Source organism: Methanomethylovorans sp. (assembly GCF_041447285.1).
In the GTDB taxonomy this organism is placed as follows: Archaea; Halobacteriota; Methanosarcinia; order Methanosarcinales; family Methanosarcinaceae; genus Methanomethylovorans.
In genome coordinates, this window is record NZ_JBGMEB010000002.1 from 1 (window position 1) to 18,687 (window position 18,687).

Consider the following 18,687-nt stretch of genomic DNA (forward strand, 5'->3'; position numbering starts at 1 on the left):
ACGTATTGTGAAATGTCTTCTATACAGAGAAAATGAAGAAATTGGCAAATAGAGGCAGTTTCTCTGTAAAGATAGTTTTCTATGGAGTCCTCGAAGAGGACTCCTTTATACTCTATAGATTTTTTATACATGGAGGGGCAAAATTTATGCTATTTATAGCTACCGCCCCCCCCAAAAAAAGAGAATAGCAGTATCAAAGAAAAAAGGAATAGGTTTTTAAATCAAAATCCTAATTTGAGATTCTCCTTCATATAAGTTCGATTTCTCGTTTATATATCATTGGTTACCTTTATATAGAACTGCTTGCATCTAGATTCAACTATCGAGTGTTGAATATCTTCGATAACGGCACTTCAATGTTCAAATTGATCGTTCAATTATTACTAGGAGGTTAATGATTTGGCAGCACGAATGGCTGGACAACCAGCACACTATGCAGGTAACAGGAATCAGAGGACCAGGGGTAGAGATGCTCTGAGCATCAATATCCTTGCAGGAAAGGCTGTGGCAAATGCAGTGAGGAGCACACTGGGCCCCAAAGGCATGGACAAAATGCTTGTAGACTCATTGGGTGACATAGTTATCACCAATGACGGAGCCACCATTCTTAAGGAAATGGATATTGAGCACCCAGCTGCCAAAATGGTAGTGGAAGTGTCCAAGACCCAGGATGACGAAGTTGGGGACGGAACCACCACTGCAGCAATACTTACAGGCGAATTACTCACAAAAGCAGAAGAACTGATGAACAAAGGTATCCACCCAACCATTATCACCAGTGGATATAGGCAGGCAGCTGCAAAATGTGAAGAGATCCTGAATACTATTACTGTTGATGTTTCACCTGAAGACAGAGTGGCATTGAAGAAGATAGCTTCAACTGCTCTTACAGGAAAAGGTGCAGGGGAATACAAGGATTTCCTTTCTGAATTAGCTCTTGATGCAGCACTCTCAGTGGCTGAGAAGACCGAATCAGGCTATGTCGTAGACATAGAGGATATTACTATTGAGAAGCGTGAAGGCGGCAGTATAAAGGATACAGAACTGATCAAGGGGCTTGTAATAGACAAGGACCGTGTCAGGCCCAACATGCCACAAAGGATCGACAATGCCAAGGTCATGCTGACAAGCTTTGCTATTGAGTTTAACAAGATCGAGAAGGATGCTGAGATAAAGATCACTTCCCCAGAACAGATGCAGCTGTTCGTGGATCAGGAAGAAAGGATGATCAAGGCAAAGGTCGACAATATCATCAAGACCGGTGCAAATGTGGTGTTCTGTCAGAAAGGCATCGATGACCTCGCTCAGTACTATCTGGAGAAAGCTGGTATCTACGCATGCAGAAGGATCAAGAAGAGCGATATGGAAAAGCTAGCCCGGGCAACAGGCGCTACTATCGTTCAGGATGACACTGAGATCCTTATCGATGACCTTGGTTACGCAGGCTATGTTGAAGAAAGAGAAATCAAAGGTACCAAGATGACCTTTGTGATGGACTGTAAGAACACAAAGACCGCATCTCTCGTTCTTCACGGAGGTACTACACATATAGTCGATGGTCTCAAGCGTGCACTCAATGATGCACTGAGGGTCGTAGGCGTTTCCCTGGAAGATGGGAAGGTAGTAGTAGGCGGAGGTGCAATTGAAGTTGAACTTGCACTGAAGCTCAGGCAGTACGCTGCAACCCTTAAAGGCAGGGAACAGCTTGCAGTAAATGGATTTGCAGATGCATTGGAAATTATTCCGCAAACTCTTGCAGAGAATGGCGGACTTGATCCCATTGACATACTTGTTGAGATGCGTTCCCAGCACGAGAAGGGTAACAAAAAAGCTGGTGTGAACGTATATACTGGCAAGGTAGTTGACATGTGGGAAGAAAATGTCATTGAGCCACTGAGGGTAAAGACTCAGGCCATAAACTCAGCTACTGAAGCTGCTGTTATGATCCTCAGGATCGATGATATTGTTGCATCTTCCGGCAAGAGCAAGGCAGGCGCAGGAGGCATGCCAGGCGCCAGTGCTGAAATGGGCGAGTAAGCCCATTCATTTCTTTTCTTATCTATTCTCTGTTCTATTATTGGCATTCTTTTCATCTTTATTTTCCAGTTCCTTCTGGGATAATGTTTAAATGTATTGTAAACCACTTTTACAATCATGGTTTACAATCCCTCTCTGGATACTGGAATCTCTACTGGTGATCTGAAAAAAATGGTATTTGCTGCCTTATTCGCCTCTCTGATGGCAGTTGGTGCGTATGTAAAGATCCCTCTTCCTCTTACACCTGTTCCGGTGACAATGCAGGTATTTTTCGTATTGCTAACTGGCTGTATCCTAGGTAGCCGATGGGGAACTATCAGCATGATTGTGTACCTTTTGCTCGGTATAGTAGGGTTTCCTGTATTCTCAGGAGGATCTTCCGGACTGGGAGTGCTCTTTGGTCCAACGGGTGGTTATCTAATAGGCTTTGTATTTGCAGCATTTGTAACTGGCAAGCTCTCAGAAATCATGCCTAAGCGTTCTTTACTGAAAAATAGTCTGCATATGATCGTTGGCTTGTGCATCATTTACATTTTCGGTGCTTTCCGGCTTATGCAAGTAGCTGATCTTACATTCCAGCAAACAATGGTTGCAGGAGTATTGCCCTTCATTATAGGCGATGCGATCTCATTAATAATTGCTGCATTCATAGCTACACGATACGAGGTCTAAGCACGTGATATCCATTGAGGCTCTTTCATACAACTATCCAGATGGCACAAATGTACTTGATTCCATAGACCTGGAGCTCGAAGCGGGTGAATTCGTTGTTTTAGTGGGTCCCAATGGTTGTGGTAAATCCACTTTTTCAAGGCACTTGAATGGCCTCTTAAGACCCACAACTGGTTCTGTAAAAGTGATGGGAATGGATACTATAGATCCTTCTTCTCTCTGGAGAATAAGGCAGTCTGTAGGAATGGTATTCCAGGACCCTAATGTGCAGTTCATTGGCAGCACTGTGGAAGAAGATATAGCTTTTGGATTGGAGAATCTTGCTCTTCCACCAGATGAGATCAAAAAGCTAGTTTCAGAGGCATTGGCAGTCACTGATATGGAGAAATATAGATGCTTTTCTCCGGGTTCTTTGAGCGGTGGCCAGAAACAGAAAGCAGCCATTGCAGGAGCATTGGCTATGGGTTCCAAATTCCTAGTATTGGACGAAGTCACTTCCATGCTGGACCCCCACTCATGTACGGAAGTGCTTAACATCGTTATTTCTCTTAAGAACAAAGGAATAGGTTTGCTTTACATCACCCACAGGCCGGAAGAAATTCTTATTGCCGATCGTATATTGGTGATGGATCAGGGCAGGATAGTAGCTGATGGAACTCCACTTGCCGTTATCAGGGAACTTGGCTTTGACCATGATCTTTTTGAGATTCCTCCTTTAATGAAGCTTGCATTGAAACTGGAAGATGCAGGTGTTATTCGCCTGAATGGTTGTGAAATTTCCCCACTTTCGCTGACGGAGGAAATATGCCGATCACTGTAGAAGATGTCAGCTTCTCTTATACACGCAATACTCAGCTAGGGTCAATAGTGCTTGACAGGGTGAGTATGAACATAAATCAAGGTGAGTTCCTGGTCATCATGGGCGAAATCGGGTCCGGAAAATCTACTCTTGTAAAACATTTTAATGGTCTTTTAAAACCCCTTTCAGGAAAAGTAACAGTAGATGGGTATAATGCTACATCAGTCCAGGTCAGGAAGCTTGTAGGCATGCTTTTTCAATTTCCCCAACAGCAACTTTTTGGACGGACGGTGTTTGAAGATGTTGCTTTTGCACCCTCGAACTTTGGGATATCCGGTAAGGAACTGCTTACAAAGGTGATCGAGTCCTTGAAATTGGTGGGATTGGATGAGAATATAGTTTCCAAGTCTCCTTTTAGTTTGAGTAACGGTCATATGAGATTAGTAGCTCTTGCAGGCATCATTGCTGCAAGTCCTAAATATCTGGTTCTTGATGAACCTTCTACAGGTCTTGATCCCAAGAGCAGGAACGAGCTATTTAAAGCGTTACGAGAGATTCATGCTACTGGTATCACCGTTGTGGTCGTAACCCATAATATACATCATGTATTGCCCCTTGCCACAAGGGTGTTTTTCATGGAAAGGGGAAAGATAGCTTTTGAAGGTTCTCCTGAAGACTACTTTTTATCAGGGTATTCACAGGTTCAGGATATTCCTTTGCTGATGAGAGAGCTGCGTAAATCCGGGCTAGATGTGAATGATGATGTTTTCACTGTGGAAGAAGCATTCAGGGAAATAATGCATATCAAAAAGATGAGGACAGGCACATGAATGACATGTTCTTTTCCTATCTTCCGGGAAAATCTATTCTTCATAGCTTGGATCCCCGCACAAAACTGATTTCAGTAATGCTGCTCAGTATTGTTGTGCTGAGGGCATCTACTTTTAAGACCATAGGTTTGCTATTTTGTATCTTTTTTACACTCTCGCTGATTGCAAGATTGGGTATCAGACATCATCTTAACTCTCTTCGTCCTATGTTATTGTTCTTCATCTTCATTTTCGCAGTACAGGCCATGTCCTCGGGGGGAGAGAGCCTGTTTTCTATAGGGCCAGTGGTCATAAGTTCCGAAGGAATCTGGAAAGGGGGGCTTGTTACTTCGCGATTCATTCTGCTTGTCCTCTTTGCTTCGTTACTTCTTTCAACAACACGTCCTGCTCTTCTGACTCTGGGGATAGAAAAGATGCTGCGCCCACTGCCTCTTTCTATCATTGGTATCTCATCTTACGACCTTGCTATCATGATGTCGATATCTATGCGTTTTGTACCCTTGATGAATGGGAACTTGTCACAAATATTGCAGGCACAGTTTTCCAGAGGCATGGATCTAAATCGACATCCCCTTAGGGGGGTTTCTTCAATGGCTGTGCCCATGATCCACAGCACCATGCGCATGGCAGAGGATCTGGCAATGGCTATGGAAAGCCGCTGTTACCAGGGTGTCCGCAGAACTTCTATGTTCGAGTTGAAGATGCACAAAGCAGATTGTTTTTCTCTATTCATTGTGGCATGTATGGTGATCTTTTTCTTCTGTTTCTAGATCGAACGGTTAATTATATGAATGATTGTTCATATGTTCATATACATGTCCCATTCATGTATGGATGATGCAGCTGTTAAAACCATGACCAATGCTCTTCCCTCTGAACAAGTGATAAACCGTATCTGTCAGATATTCGGAGCATTGCAATGCACAACTCGTCTGCAAATTCTCTTACTCTTGCAGCATGGCCCTCTTTGTGTGACTGACCTTGAAAATGTCCTGGGTCAATCCCAGTCTGCTATCTCTCATAATTTGCGTACTTTACGACAGTTAGACCTTGTGAGGACCAAAAGAGAAGGACGTTTTACTCTATATCATCTGGCAGATGAGCACGTAAGCGTACTGGTTGATATGTGCCAGCAACACGCAAAGGAGATGGAAAACTGATATCTGAAATATCTATAATACATATTATTTATGGAATTTTATTTGAATCGTGGTCACTTTTCTTGGAGATGTCTCCTTATTTATTCCTGGGATTTTTGATTGCTGGCATACTTCATGTGCTGGTCCCTGATGAGAAAATACTTTCCTATCTGGGGGAATCAGCAGGAAAGGTAAGGTCTGTGATCAATGCCTCCCTTATGGGGTTGCCGCTGCCACTATGTTCGTGTGGTGTTGTACCTACAGCTCTGTCTCTGAAGAAAAGGGGTGCTACAAAAGGAGCAGCTTTGTCTTTTATGATCTCAACACCAGAAACAGGAGTTGACTCCATCGCAATTACCTATGCTCTGCTGGATCCACTCATGACAGTATTCAGGCCGCTTGCTACATTGTTTACAGCTATTGCAGCAGGCATAATCGAAAACTTTTCATCGGCAAATGAGAAGAAACCTCTCTTAAGCAAGCCCCTTGTTATGATGCATGCTTCTGCTACCCCGGGGTGTGGCTGTTCCTGTTCAGATGGAGCATGCTCTTCCAATGGTAATGCCAATGCAGCTTCCAGGATAGCTGCTGGTATAAGATATGCATTTGTAGACCTTCTTGGAGATATCTCAAAATGGCTCATTATAGGAACCCTGCTTGCGGGAGTTATTGCGTACTTAATACCTGAAGAGGTCATTAGCTCCTATCTGGGAGGTGGCATTTTTTCGATGATGATTATGCTCCTCATAGGGATTCCTCTGTATATTTGTGCCACTACCTCCACACCCCTTGCTGCAGCATTAGTTGCAAAAGGTATGAGTCCTGGAACAGCTTTTGTATTCCTCCTTGCAGGCCCGGCGACAAACGCTGCAACTATTACCATGGTAATGAAGTTTCTCGGCAAGAAGACTGCAATGATCTATGTTGGTACGATAGCAGTATGTTCCATAGGCTTTGGATTGCTTCTGGATTTCATCTATATGAGTCTTGGAGTTAAAGCAGCTGCCGTTGTAGGAACTGGTGGGGATATTGTACCAGCTTCCATCCAGTTTGTATTTGCACTTGTGCTGCTGCCTCTTATGGCCTATGGTATTACTCGAAAAAAGTGCAACTGATCGATTGGTTAGTTTATTGGCTTTTAGAAAAAAGGCATGTAGAGGATAATCGGATCAATCTTTCTTCATTGCCGTTTTCCCAATGAGGACTTCAGTAGACTTAATGACTGCAAAAACCTCGTCACCTTCTTTAAGATCCAGTTTTTCCACTGCCTCACTGGTGATCAGTGAACTTAAAACTGCAGCTTCTATGGATAATTTTACTCTGGAGGCTATATCTCCTTTTTCCACTTCTATGATCTTTGCAGGTATCCTGTTGCGTGCGGAAATATGCAGTCCGAGATGTTCCCTATAAGTCTCATCATGCATTGTGTTGTTGAGCAACTGTTTGTTCATATCGTATTCTTTTATGAGTTTGCGGCCAGCATCAGTGAGAAAAGTCCCTTGCTCTTTTCCTCCTCTTATCGTTACTACAACGTCTTCGCCCAGGCGTTCGCTCATCTTATTGAGCACCAGCCATGCATGCTTGTAGGAAATCCCTATTTTTTTGCAGGCTTTGCTTAGTGAGCCTTCTTCATCTATGGCTTTAAGAAACTCAACTTTTCCTTCTCCTATAACGGGTTTACCGTCTTCTGTAATCCATACTTTTGCTCTTGTTTCCATATCTCTCATTCTAGAGGTCACTGTCATCGAATATAAAAAGTTCGTCTAATGTCGAGTTCAGACACTTTGCTACCTTGTAGGCAAGCTTCAGAGATGGATTGTATTTTCCTTTTTCCAGAAAACCTATTGTCTCTCTGCGCACTCCTACTTTTTGTGCCAGTTCTTCCTGTGTAAGATTGTATCGTGCCCTGAACTCTTTGATCCTTGTCTGCATTCAGCACCTCTTGCGTAATTAGTCCACATCGCCTTTGGAAAGGAAATGCCATTGGAAGCCCTTTGCGGTCACAAGCATAAGAATGAACAGAATGAATATCACAGTGGATACACTGAGTTGTGCAAAGTGCAGGCGGTCTATCCAGAAAAGCAGGTTCAAAGCCAGAAATGTGATAAACCATGAGTAAGACAGCCCATAAGCACCTAATTTCTTTGTCCTTTCATCCTTTTCCGGCAGGTTCCCAGTTCTTCTAAGTCTTACCAGCAGTACAGCAATAATTGCCACACCGATGTTGATCAATATATTTGAGATTTCTTCATCGCCAACTTGCAGGATACTCGCCATTATTCCTATCACAACGGCTGCAATTGCTGCATAAAGGCTATATTTGTACCTGTTATCCATGTTGATTGCCTCTTGAATTATTAGATTTAACTCGCATTAAGTGATTTATTTCTAACATTATGCTATAAATATTTAACTTACTCCACTTTGAATGACTTTTAATAAAGCTAATGTCAAGTCTTCTTTTTGGACTGATTATTTAATGAATTTATGTAAAAAAGTTCCACTGCTCGCGTATTCTACAGAGAATCTTTGTGTAGGTGCCATATTTTCATGAGAATCAGTAAAATAAAATGTGTTTCACACATCAAGTTTGGATATATATATATATACACATCTACTTCTCTTTTATTTCTCTCGTAAGTTATATAATTGGTTTCCGCCTTCTATTATATTAGATTATGGGTTTTGTAGTAAGGACTTGTATCTTGTTTTGCCCGTAATTGGCTAGGAGAATCGAATTATGAAGATAAGTGCACGTAACTCAATAAAAGGTAAAGTGAAGAATGTGGTCATTGGCCAGGTTAGTGCTGAGGTAACCATTGATTTGGGCAACGGAAAAGAGATCGTTTCTGTCATCACAAAGAATTCTGTGGAAAACCTTGGCATAAAAGTCGGAAAGGAAGTTTATGCTGTAATCAAGGCTTCCAGTGTGATGATCGCAACAGATTAAATATATTATTTTCTTTTTTATATATGTGCTACCCGAATATAAGCATGTCCTCAGGCTCAATTTTAACAAGGCATTCTGACCCGGGTTTAGTTTTCAGTTCTTCGAAGACCCTATTGGAAATTTCTGCTAGAATCATTTTCCTGTCAATATCCAATTCTACAGCTACCACTTTACTTGCACCTTTGTTTACCACTGTCGTAACTGTTCCTTTGAAAACGTTTATTCCATTTCCAACCTCTTCTTTATGAGGTGATAATAGGTATAGGTTCTCTGGACGTACTCCCCATGCTACCTTTTCACCGTTTTTGTGATGTGTTCGCCTAGCAATTATGTTCATGTTTCCGCTTCTGATTTCCGTCTTGTCAGAATTACCACAGTCCACAATTTCAGCATTATCGAATATATTGTTCACACCCACTAGTTCTGCAACATGCCGATTTTTAGGATTGTAGAATACTTCTTCAGGAGTCCCTACCTGCTGTACTCTTCCTTCATGGTACACCACGACCTTGTCAGCAAGAGTAAAAGCTTCTACATGGTTATGGGTGATGAAAAGGACAGGTATATCCAAATCTTTCTGGATCTGTTTTATCTTATCCCGCAATTTCATCCTCACTATTATATCAAGTGCAGAAAATGGCTCATCTAACAGCAATATATCTGGTTTCGGAGCCAGAGCACGAGCCAGAGCAACACGTTGTTTCTGTCCACCTGAAAGCTGTGCAGGATAATGGTCTTCCAGCCCTTCGATATGCAAAAGCTGGAGCATTTCTTTCAATCTTTTTTCCTTTTCATCCTCTTTCCAGCCATTGAGTCCATATGTGATGTTTTTCTTTACATCCATGTGTGGAAAAAGTGCATAGTTCTGAAAGACGTAGCCAAGACCACGTTGCTGGGGCGGGAGGTCTATCCTTTTATGGCAATCAAAGTAGACTTTTTCGTTGACCTTTATTTTTCCCCCATTGGGTTTTTCCAGACCAGCGATACATCTTAAGGTCGTGGTCTTTCCGGAGCCGGACTGGCCAAAAAGCACTACAAGTTCGTTGCCTGCTTCAAAGTTGACATCCACAGTGAAAGAAGGTTCTTTTCCTTTCTTTTTTCCATTGTCTTTGTAAAATCGTTTTCTGAAGTCAACTTTAATTCCCATGGTCTATTTCCTCACAGTTTCCATCTATTAACAAGCTTTGTAGTGATAGCCATGGACAATAGCGATATCAGCACGAGTATTATCACGAGTGTATTTGCGAGTTCACTGTTGCCACCCTGAAAGGCACTATAAATGGAAATTGCCATAGTGTTAGTTCTTCCGGGTATATTCCCGGCGACCATAAGTGTCGCACCGAACTCTCCAACTGCCCTTGCAAAACTCAGGATCACGCCTGCTAGTATACCTTTTTTTGCAAGAGGGAGGGTTATAAAAAGTGCAGTTTCAAGCTCGGCCTTTCCCAATGTATAAGCCACATATTCCAGTTCTCTGTCAACAGCTTCAATAGCTGCCGTAGTGGTCTTAACCATTAGAGGTAAGGATACAACAAATGCAGCTATAACTGCTACCTGCCAGGTGAAAAGAATGCTGATTCCTGTCAGGTTGAATAATGTTTGTCCAATAATTCCTCTTTTTCCAAGAAGCACGACCAGCATGTACCCCGTTACTGTAGGTGGGAGTATCATGGGGAGGGTGACCAGTGAATCAATAAGCCACTTGCCCATGAATTCCCTTCTGGCTAGGAGATAAGATATTACGGTACCCAGTATTGCCACTATTAACGAGGATACCAGTGATATCTTAAGTGTTATGTATAAGGGAAACCATACTTGGTCAAGCATATTCTATTTCATCCGGTCTGAGGAATACTGAAGCCATATTGTTCCAGTATGGATTTACCTTTTTCCCCAGTAACGAAATCTATAAACAGCTGGGAATCATCCTGGTTCTGTGTAGATGAGACTACAGCTATTGGGTAAGTAATGGGCGTGGTCACAGGAACTGAAGTAATGACTTCAATTGAACCGTTCTCTGCAGATGATGCATCTGTACTGAACACAAATCCTGCTTCCGCTTCTCCTCTTTCCACATAGACGAGTGCCTGTTTCACATTCTCTGCCATAAGCATCTTGCCTGAAACACTATCCCATAGTCCTGCGTTTGTTATTGCTTCCTTTGCATATTTTCCAGCAGGTACGCTATCGGGATTACCAATGGAGATCTTTTCCACTTCAGTTTTGGTAAGATCTTGCATGCCGGTAAGTCCAAGTGTATTTCCCTTTGGAGCTATCATTACAAGTGAGTTCTCTACAAAATCTTCTCTGGTATCGTTATATACGAATCCCTTGGTTGCAAGCATATCCATTTGATCCTCGGCTGCTGAAGCAAATACATCTACGGGTGCTCCACCTTCAATCTGTGTACGAAGAGTGCCAGATGCTCCAAAGTTATAAACAACATCGATACCCGGATTCTCGGCTTCAAATTCTTTTTCCATATCCGTGAACGCTTCAGTGAGGCTTGCAGCAGCAGCAACATTGATCTGTGTAGTCTCAGAAGTTTGTTGTTGTGTTGCTTCTTGTTGGTCTTGCGGCTGGGTCTGGGTCTGTTGTTGATCCTGCTGTTGCCCAAGTTGTTGGTCTTGTTGCTTCTCATCATCTGAGCCCATGAAAATAGCTGCAAGGGCTACTATTATTACAATTGCTATGGAAACCGTAAGTAATGTCTGGTTCTTTTTATCCATGCAGAGCACCTTAACTTCTTTAGATCAAAATAATTCAGGATATTTCGCTGCTGACAGGTTTTGTCAGGTAGTCTTGTCTATTAAGTGCTGTCAGCAGCGTTATGTCGGAGTAGACATATCACAGATGATTCCTTATTATGTTATAAATAGGTTTCTGCATGGGGACTAGTTCCAAATTCTCTCCCCACTCTTGCAAAATCCATGACAATGCCTGCAAGAACTTTTCGGCGTCATTATTTTTAAAAAAGGTGATACTATGAAGATAAGTGCACGTAATGTACTGAAAGGCAAAGTGAAGCATATTAAGGCTGGAAATGTCACTGCTGAGGTTACTATCGATCTGGGAAATGGAATTGAAATTGTCTCAGTAATCACAAAAACAGCTCCAAAAAGCCTTGTAGTCAAAGTGGGAAACGAAATATACGCATTTATTAAGGCTTCAAGCATAACACTCACAACAGATTAAAATCCTTGTCTATTTATTTATTTATTTATTTTCCATGCGGGCAAATTCAGCAGCTTATCAGCCTAAATTATGATAAGACTTTCAGGTTCATTGGCTTCTTTATTAACAACATGGAAGAAGGTATCTTATTGCAAGTCTGCAGGATTGCAGTTGTCAAAAATTTGAAGCAAAGCAATCCGAATCAGCTCATTCAACTTAAAAATCTTCTTAGATGTTTTCATATATCAATGAACTTGTGATTTACTCCTCTTCCTGAATATCTTGATAGCAGAAACCAACAGGATTGTTCCTAATATTACCTGCAACGTGCCTGCACCAACTCCAATAAGCATCCTACTGCCTATGAATGCTCCCACAACAGAGCCTATTGCCATGAAAATCACAAAGTTTATGTTGTCCTTTATAACCATGAATTTCTCGTTTTTCCTGTATTTCATGATCCCTATCAATAAGGTAGGAAAACTTATGCACAAACTCAGGCTCCCTGCCAGCTTAATATCGATGGAATATAGCAGTATTATTGTCGGTATTATCAATTCGCCGCCTGCAACTCCAAGCATGCTGCTGAAAATCCCTATAACTATTCCTGCAAGGAATCCTGCCATGATTCTGACAATCGGCGCCAACTCAAGGTAACTGAAATGGATGAGCGAGTGACTTATCATGAAAATCCCAAGCAACGTCAGGAAAACAAACACAATATCATCCAATTTTTCAGGATTGATCCTAGTTGCAAGTCTGACTCCCATAAAGGCACCAATTATTGAACCTGCCAGCAGGTTCAGTATTATTCCGTAATTGTCTGCCACGCTGGATAATGGTATGGAAGCGCTCCTGAAAATCAGGGAGAATGAGACTGTTACCAAACTTACGACCAGGTTAATAATTATTCCCTGGAATGTAGTGAACCTGAAAAATCCTACCAGGACAGGCAGCCTGAATTCAGCTCCCCCAAGGCCCATTAATCCTCCCAGTATACCGATAACTGTACCTGAAATAAAGCTCCATATGTTCTTCACAGATTCTCCCATGTTTTTTCCTCTTAGTCAAATAACAGTGTGTCTTTGGGTGCAAATCTCACAATACATCGTGATCTTATATTGAGGTCAAGTTTATCGAACGCCATGTTAGAAACCTCAGCTATCATCATCTTCCCGTAAGTATCCAATTCTACTGCTACAAGCTTACTTGAACCTTTATTAACAATGCTCGTAACCACTCCGTTGAAGCAGTTCCCACTATTTATATCAGAAGGATTGTTAGATGTCAGAAGGATCACGTTCTCTGGCCGGATACCCCATGAAACCTTATCACCTTTTTTGAAGCTGGCATGCCTCATGGTGACTATATTCATATTCCCGTCCTTGATAAGTGTCAGATCCGGCTTTGTATCATCAACCACTACTGCCTCGTCGAATATGTTGCTCACACCGACCAGTTCTGCTACATACCTGTTTTTAGGATTATAGAACACATCATTCGGTGCTCCTATCTGTTGTACGTTCCCCTCGTGGAAGACAACTATTCTGTCTGCGAGGGTGAAAGCTTCCACAGGGTTATGAGTAATGAAAAGTACAGGTATCATCAGCTCTTTCTGGATCCGCTTGATCCTTTCCCTTAGTTTCATACGCACGATCATATCCAGTGCTGAGAAAGGCTCATCCAATAGTAGTATGTCCGGTTTTGGTGCAAGAGCACGGGCCAGGGCAACCCGCTGCTTCTGTCCGCCTGAAAGCTGTGCTGGATAACGGTCTTCCAGTCCTTCTATGTTCAATAACTGGAGCATTTCTTTCATTCTCTTCTTCTTGTCCTCTTCATGCCATCCATTAAGACCGTATGTGATGTTTGTCTTCACATCCATATGGGGAAAAAGAGCATAGTTCTGGAACACGTATCCTAAGCTGCGTTGCTGTACCTGCAGGTTGATCCTTTTATGGCAATCCAAATATATCTTGCCATTGACTTGTATCTCTCCTCTGTCGGGTTTTTCAAGACCAGCAATGCATCTTAAGGTTGTTGTTTTTCCACAACCCGAGTGTCCCAGGAACACTACAAGCTCATCTCCTACCTCAAACTCGGCAGCCAGGGTGAATGACGGTTCTATTTCTTTCTTGCGGCCGTTGCTCCTGTAAAATTGCTTTCTCAGGTTGACTTTTATTCCCATGGGTACACACCTCAGATCTTCCAGCTATTGATAAGTTTAGTAGTAACGGCCATGGATATCAAGGACATCAGGACGAGTATGATCACAAGTGTGTTTGCAAGTTCACTGTTGCCACCCTGGAAGGCGCTGTATATTGATACGGCCATAGTGTTAGTTCTTCCAAGGATATTCCCGGCAACCATTAGCGTTGCACCAAATTCCCCTACTGCTCTTGCAAAGCTTAGCACGATACCTGCAAGTATTCCTCTTTTGGCCAGGGGAAATGTAATAAAAAATGCAGTTTCAAGCTCGCTTTTTCCCAATGTATAAGCCACATATTCCAGCTCTCTGTCCACAGCCTCTATAGCTGCTGTGGTGGTCTTAATCATGAGAGGCAGGGATACAACAAATGCAGCTATAACTGCTGCCTCCCAGGTGAAAAGTATGCTGATTCCAGTAAGGTTGAATATAACTTTTCCAATAATCCCTTTTTTCCCCAGAAGCACAACAAGCATGTATCCGGTTACAGTGGGAGGAAGTACCATGGGAAGAGTGACCAGTGAATCAATAATCCACTTGCCCATAAATTCCTTTCTGGCCAGGATATAAGATATTATGGTACCCAGGATTGCTACTATTACCGAGGATACCAGTGATATCTTAAGTGTTATGTATAAGGGAAACCATATCTGGTCAAGCATATTGATCCTATTTATGGAATAATGAAACCATAATGTTCCAGTGTGGATCTACCTTTTTCCCCTGTGACGAAATCTACGAACAGCTGAGATTCTTCAGCATGCTGGGTAGCTGAAACCACGGCTATGGGGTAAATAATGGGCGCACTCAAAGGAACGGAAGTGGCCATCTCTATTGTGTCTGGCTGTGCTGATGATACATCGGTCATGAACACAAATCCAGCATCAGCTTCTCCTCTTTCTACATAGACCAGTGAATTTTTCACCGTGTCTCCAGTAAGCAGTTTATTCTGCACACTGGTCCATAGGCCCTCTTCTATCAGCGATTGTTTTGCATATCTGCCTACAGTTGAAGCCTCTGTATCACTAAGTGCTATCTTCTTCACTTCAGGTTTAGCCAAGTCTTTCATATCTGTAATATTAAGCACGTTGCCTTTTGGGACTATTATCACAAGGGAGTTGCCTGCGAAATCTTTTCGTGAATCGTTGTAAACCAATCCCTTTGATGCTAACATGTCCATGTGATTCACATCTGCCGGAGCAAACACATCTATGGGTGCACCTCCTTCTATCTGCATTCTCAGGGAACCGGCATTTCCAAAGTTCATTATGAGGTCTATGTTCGAATTGTCTGCCTCAAACTCTTTCTCCATTTCAGTGAAAGCTTCTGTCATTACTGCAGAAGCAGATACTGTCAGCGTAACCGGTGATTGATCGGTTTCTTTATCTGTGCATCCGCTCACAAAGAGCGCAATTGTCAGTATAGCTGTAATAGCCAGGATGAGATTTTTGTTTAATGCCATGATTAGTACCCTTCTTTCCATTGGCCTGAATCAACGGAGAAGACAGTTCTCTTCTCGTTATGTGTTGTCTAACACAACGCATACGTTCCGCGTTTTAGTATATATCGTTTTCGAAAAAGTCACTTCAAATTAGATTGGAAGTCCTTATCTTCAGGAGTTGCTTTTTCCTCCCCCTCACGAGTGGATCGTAAAACAATCACCTCCAATGATCATTCAAGCAAGAATACATCAATTTCCTCTCCTTCATCATAAACTTCCACATTTTCGGGTACCAGCACAAAACCGTCAGCTTTTGCAACCGTGCTAAGAGAACCAGCCTTGGCTCCGGTAAAGGGATGTGCTTTATCCCCCTCAAAGAAAACACAGATAAAATTGGCATATCCTTTTTTTGAAGTGATTTTTGTAGCTAAACGTTTTCTTAGTACGCATTCGTTAGGGCTAGCGATCGATGCCAGCCTCTTGATTACGGGTCGAACCAAAAAATAAAGGGCAACAAATCCGGCAACCGGATAACCTGGAAGGCAAACTACAGGTTTCTGATCTACAATACCAAGAACTGTAGGTTTTCCAGGACTCACTTTGATACCCTGCACAAGCACATCTCCCAGCGATGCCAGAACATCCGGGACATGATCTCTTTTTCCGACAGACGTTCCGCCTGAAAGAATGATCATATCGGCATCAAGGTTTGCTTCTACTGCTTTTTTAATACTGTCCGGATTATCAGGCACTATCCCTGTATGCCGAGGAATTCCGCCCCATTTCCGTACATAGAGAGCGGTCATCAGTCCATTGGTCTCAAGAACCATTCCGGGAGGCGGAACCTCTCCTGCCCTCTCACGGCTAACCAGCTCATCACCAGTTGGAATGATGGCCACAATAGGTTTTTGAAATACTTTCACCCTGTCAAGTCCCATAGATGCGAGCACAGCAGCATCGCAAGGGCGCAGAAGATGTCCTTCTTCAAATATCAGGTCACCCCTTTTTATGTCCTCACCTACATCTGCCACGTTCCTGTTCGGATATACCTGTGCCCTTACTTCTATAATATCTCCCTCGATGCTCGTGTCCTCTACAACTACAACTGCATCAGCCCCTATTGGCATTAAAGTTCCTGTGTGTACCCAGATGGCACTTCCTGTCTCTATGCGATCAGAAAGCTGCAATTGAGCAGGATTGGCAGGAGAAGCACCTGCAGTATCAGAAGCCCTTACAGCATATCCGTCCATAGCAGCACGCCGGTAATGAAGAACATCCCTTCCGGATACTAGAGTTTCTGCCAGAATCCGGTCTGTGCAAAATTCAAATGTAATTTCTTCTGTTTTCCTCAAGGGAAATACATTCTCAAGGAAACATCTCAATGCATCATCAATAGAAGTTCTCTTTTTCAATATCCTGCCCACGTACATCCCTCTGGATGAAATTTTACAAATCCTCTTAATTGATCTTTGTGCAGTGAGGCAATCTGCTTAATGAAAGCCGATTCCTTATCAAAAGTATTCTACCATTTCACCAGTTCTCTCATAGGTAAATAGGCCAGAAGGAAGCCTTTCGGCAAAATTGCGGGATTGTAACACTGACAACATATTCTTTAATTGCGGTGTATCTATTATCTCTTTGTTTATAAGAAAATCAAAATCTTCTACGGCAAGTGGTATAAACTTAAGTCCCATTGCTTCTGCAAATGGTCTGATGCCAAATCCTACTTCTGCCTTTCCTTTGATTACTGCCATGCACACTGATCTGTGCGTCCTTGAGCCGGAGCTGTAACCGGGAATCATTTTTGTAAGCTCTGTTTTTGTGATCCCCTTCCTCAAAGACATTTCTTCCAGCAATTTATCCAGCAATGCCCTAGTGCCTGAGCCCCTATTGCGATTCACCAGTTTTTTCCCAATCATGTCCTCAAGTTTTTCTATATTCGTTTCCGGGCGGAATATAAGCCCTTGTTCTCTACGATATCCTTTTACAAGAACCGAATTGCATATGCCTCTGCTTGTGACAGCTTCGATGTTGTATTCCCCGGATCCTGCTAGGTTAATGCCCGCAATATCCGTCATGCCGCCAGCCATGGCACTTAATCCACGGCCTGAACCCGTGCTTATCACTCTGAAGTTCATTCCTGTAAGATCTTCCAGAAGGTCAATCCCAGGGCATTGTCCACCCACAAACATAAGGTCAATAGGGACTCTATTCCCAAAAAGCGTGATATCTACTGTTTCTCCGAATTCCAGGTATTCGGTCTTTTCACCTATCTCTATGATCCCATCAGCTTCAGAAAGGGTGGTAATGGCTCCTGATGTTTTGTCCGCAGGATATGCTCTGCCTCTGACAAGTCCTACCGGATAAAGCTCCCTCCGGCCTTCTGATCTGATGCTTGTTCCAAGCAATGCTTTTGTTTTTGTTTTTAACAAAGAACTGGTTTCAAGTGATCTATGTATAAGCGGAGCTATAAATTCAGTAATAATAATGAGTGCTGAAGCAGGATTTCCCGGAAGCCCGATAAGTGGTATATCTCCGACAACACCGACAATCGTCGGTTTCCCTGGTTTTATAGAGATCCCGTGCAACAGTGTCCTGCCCTTTTCAGCTACTATTTTATACATAACATCTCCCACTCCCGCAGAGGTACTACCGGATGTGAGGATCATGTTACATTCCTGTAGTGCCCGGTCTATAACATCGGATATTGCCCGATAATCATCTTTTACAATACCGTATATTATGGGATGCGCACCGCATTCTCTGATACTGGAAGCCACAGCATAGGAATTGGCATCATATATCTTGCCGGGGTCCAGTTTAAAACCTGGTTGCACAAGTTCATCTCCCGTAGAGATGATTCCAACATAAAGTTTTTTCACAGTCACTTTGTTAATACCTATGGAAGCAAGAACACCAATCTCCTGTGAACCTATGCGCACATTCCTGCGCAATACACGCTCGCCCACCATAATGTCGGCACCTATACGCATGATATTCTCGTTTATGTGCACTGGTCGCTGTACAATTATGTTTTCAGCTTCTCTTGTTGTATGTTCTACCATTACTACAGCATCGGCACCTTCGGGTATTGGTGCACCAGTGGCAATTTCTGTAGCTTCTTTGCAACCAATAGTTATATCCGAGACAAAGCCAGCTGAAATCGATCCGGCCCTGGTCAATATCACTGTTTTTCTTTCAGAGGCTGCATAGGTATCCTGTGCTCGCACAGCAAATCCATCTTTAACGGACCTGTCAAAAGCAGGCACATCAATGCCTGAAAAAATATCTTCTGCGAGAATATATCCATCTGCATGTTCAAGAGGTAATGTTTGCAGCTTAGGCTTGATTTTGATACCATTAAGTATCCTGTGTGCTTCTTCTGAAGATACAAGTTCTCTGAATTCTTTAGGTTCCATTTCCAGCAGATTGATTCTTGAGG

General features: G+C 42.6%; 21 protein-coding genes. 9 read left to right on the forward strand and 12 right to left on the reverse strand.

What is annotated here, in order from left to right:
* Positions 1-411: 411 nt before the first annotated feature.
* From thsA to ACC612_RS00220, 7 genes are all read left to right on the forward strand, one after another.
* Positions 412-2,037, forward strand: a complete 1,626-nt coding sequence (gene thsA, locus ACC612_RS00190) for a thermosome subunit alpha (protein WP_371852688.1) — start codon at positions 412-414, stop codon at positions 2,035-2,037.
* Positions 2,038-2,154: 117 nt separating this feature from the next.
* Positions 2,155-2,709 (forward strand): biotin transporter BioY, encoded by a 555-nt coding sequence (locus tag ACC612_RS00195; protein ID WP_371852444.1) that lies wholly within the window; start codon positions 2,155-2,157, stop codon positions 2,707-2,709.
* Between the two features lie 4 nt (positions 2,710-2,713).
* The gene (locus tag ACC612_RS00200) at positions 2,714-3,529 is read left to right on the forward strand and encodes an ATP-binding cassette domain-containing protein (protein ID WP_371852445.1); all 816 of its coding nucleotides are present in this window, start codon (positions 2,714-2,716) and stop codon (positions 3,527-3,529) included.
* Positions 3,514-4,338, forward strand: coding sequence for an ATP-binding cassette domain-containing protein (locus ACC612_RS00205; protein ID WP_371852446.1), 825 nt, complete (start codon positions 3,514-3,516; stop codon positions 4,336-4,338). Before ACC612_RS00200 ends, ACC612_RS00205 begins: the two co-directional genes overlap by 16 nt.
* The gene (locus ACC612_RS00210; protein WP_371852447.1) at positions 4,335-5,108 is read left to right on the forward strand and encodes an energy-coupling factor transporter transmembrane protein EcfT; all 774 of its coding nucleotides are present in this window, start codon (positions 4,335-4,337) and stop codon (positions 5,106-5,108) included. Before ACC612_RS00205 ends, ACC612_RS00210 begins: the two co-directional genes overlap by 4 nt.
* 60 nt (positions 5,109-5,168) lie before the next feature.
* Positions 5,169-5,498, forward strand: coding sequence for an ArsR/SmtB family transcription factor (locus ACC612_RS00215; protein ID WP_371852448.1), 330 nt, complete (start codon positions 5,169-5,171; stop codon positions 5,496-5,498).
* A gap of 17 nt (positions 5,499-5,515) precedes the next feature.
* The gene (locus tag ACC612_RS00220; protein ID WP_371852689.1) at positions 5,516-6,592 is read left to right on the forward strand and encodes an SO_0444 family Cu/Zn efflux transporter; all 1,077 of its coding nucleotides are present in this window, start codon (positions 5,516-5,518) and stop codon (positions 6,590-6,592) included.
* 54 nt (positions 6,593-6,646) lie between these two features.
* Here the strand turns inward: ACC612_RS00220 and ACC612_RS00225 are convergent, their stop codons facing one another.
* From ACC612_RS00225 to ACC612_RS00235, 3 genes are read right to left on the reverse strand one after another with little or no spacing between them, the layout of a single operon-like run.
* Positions 6,647-7,204: a TOBE domain-containing protein gene (locus tag ACC612_RS00225; protein WP_371852449.1), complete on the reverse strand. Its 558-nt coding sequence runs from the start codon at positions 7,202-7,204 to the stop codon at positions 6,647-6,649.
* Between the two features lies 1 nt (position 7,205).
* Positions 7,206-7,409: a helix-turn-helix transcriptional regulator gene (locus ACC612_RS00230; protein ID WP_371852450.1), complete on the reverse strand. Its 204-nt coding sequence runs from the start codon at positions 7,407-7,409 to the stop codon at positions 7,206-7,208.
* 18 nt (positions 7,410-7,427) lie between these two features.
* Entirely contained in the window at positions 7,428-7,814 is a 387-nt protein-coding gene (locus ACC612_RS00235) for a hypothetical protein (RefSeq protein ID WP_371852451.1), read from the reverse strand.
* A 403-nt stretch (positions 7,815-8,217) separates the two neighbouring features.
* On the opposite strand from ACC612_RS00235, the gene ACC612_RS00240 reads away from it, so the two are divergent.
* A complete protein-coding gene (locus tag ACC612_RS00240; protein ID WP_371852452.1) occupies positions 8,218-8,427 on the forward strand; it encodes a molybdopterin-binding protein in 210 nt (69 codons plus the stop codon).
* A 28-nt stretch (positions 8,428-8,455) separates the two neighbouring features.
* Here the strand turns inward: ACC612_RS00240 and ACC612_RS00245 are convergent, their stop codons facing one another.
* From ACC612_RS00245 to modA (ACC612_RS00255), 3 genes are read right to left on the reverse strand one after another with little or no spacing between them, the layout of a single operon-like run.
* Positions 8,456-9,574, reverse strand: coding sequence for an ABC transporter ATP-binding protein (locus ACC612_RS00245; protein ID WP_371852453.1), 1,119 nt, complete (start codon positions 9,572-9,574; stop codon positions 8,456-8,458).
* An 11-nt stretch (positions 9,575-9,585) separates the two neighbouring features.
* Entirely contained in the window at positions 9,586-10,254 is a 669-nt protein-coding gene (gene modB, locus ACC612_RS00250) for a molybdate ABC transporter permease subunit (protein ID WP_371852454.1), read from the reverse strand.
* Positions 10,255-10,262: 8 nt separating this feature from the next.
* Positions 10,263-11,156, reverse strand: a complete 894-nt coding sequence (modA, locus tag ACC612_RS00255) for a molybdate ABC transporter substrate-binding protein (protein ID WP_371852455.1) — start codon at positions 11,154-11,156, stop codon at positions 10,263-10,265.
* Between the two features lie 256 nt (positions 11,157-11,412).
* Between modA (ACC612_RS00255) and ACC612_RS00260 the strand changes: the two genes are divergently transcribed.
* Entirely contained in the window at positions 11,413-11,622 is a 210-nt protein-coding gene (locus tag ACC612_RS00260) for a molybdopterin-binding protein (RefSeq protein ID WP_371852456.1), read from the forward strand.
* Between the two features lie 224 nt (positions 11,623-11,846).
* Here ACC612_RS00260 and ACC612_RS00265 read toward each other — a convergent pair whose 3' ends face one another.
* The 6 genes from ACC612_RS00265 to ACC612_RS00290 all read right to left on the reverse strand — a co-directional run bounded on the left by ACC612_RS00265 (position 11,847) and on the right by ACC612_RS00290 (position 18,664).
* Positions 11,847-12,653 (reverse strand): sulfite exporter TauE/SafE family protein, encoded by an 807-nt coding sequence (locus ACC612_RS00265; protein WP_371852457.1) that lies wholly within the window; start codon positions 12,651-12,653, stop codon positions 11,847-11,849.
* 11 nt (positions 12,654-12,664) lie between these two features.
* A complete protein-coding gene (locus ACC612_RS00270) occupies positions 12,665-13,786 on the reverse strand; it encodes an ABC transporter ATP-binding protein (RefSeq protein ID WP_371852458.1) in 1,122 nt (373 codons plus the stop codon).
* Positions 13,787-13,797: 11 nt separating this feature from the next.
* Positions 13,798-14,466 (reverse strand): molybdate ABC transporter permease subunit, encoded by a 669-nt coding sequence (modB, locus tag ACC612_RS00275; RefSeq protein ID WP_371852459.1) that lies wholly within the window; start codon positions 14,464-14,466, stop codon positions 13,798-13,800.
* 11 nt (positions 14,467-14,477) lie between these two features.
* Entirely contained in the window at positions 14,478-15,266 is a 789-nt protein-coding gene (gene modA, locus ACC612_RS00280) for a molybdate ABC transporter substrate-binding protein (RefSeq protein ID WP_371852460.1), read from the reverse strand.
* 209 nt (positions 15,267-15,475) lie between these two features.
* Complete coding sequence (glp, locus tag ACC612_RS00285) at positions 15,476-16,669, reverse strand: gephyrin-like molybdotransferase Glp (RefSeq protein WP_371852461.1); 1,194 nt, start codon at positions 16,667-16,669, stop codon at positions 15,476-15,478.
* A gap of 87 nt (positions 16,670-16,756) precedes the next feature.
* Positions 16,757-18,664 (reverse strand): molybdopterin biosynthesis protein, encoded by a 1,908-nt coding sequence (locus ACC612_RS00290; RefSeq protein ID WP_371852462.1) that lies wholly within the window; start codon positions 18,662-18,664, stop codon positions 16,757-16,759.
* Positions 18,665-18,687 lie beyond the last annotated feature (23 nt).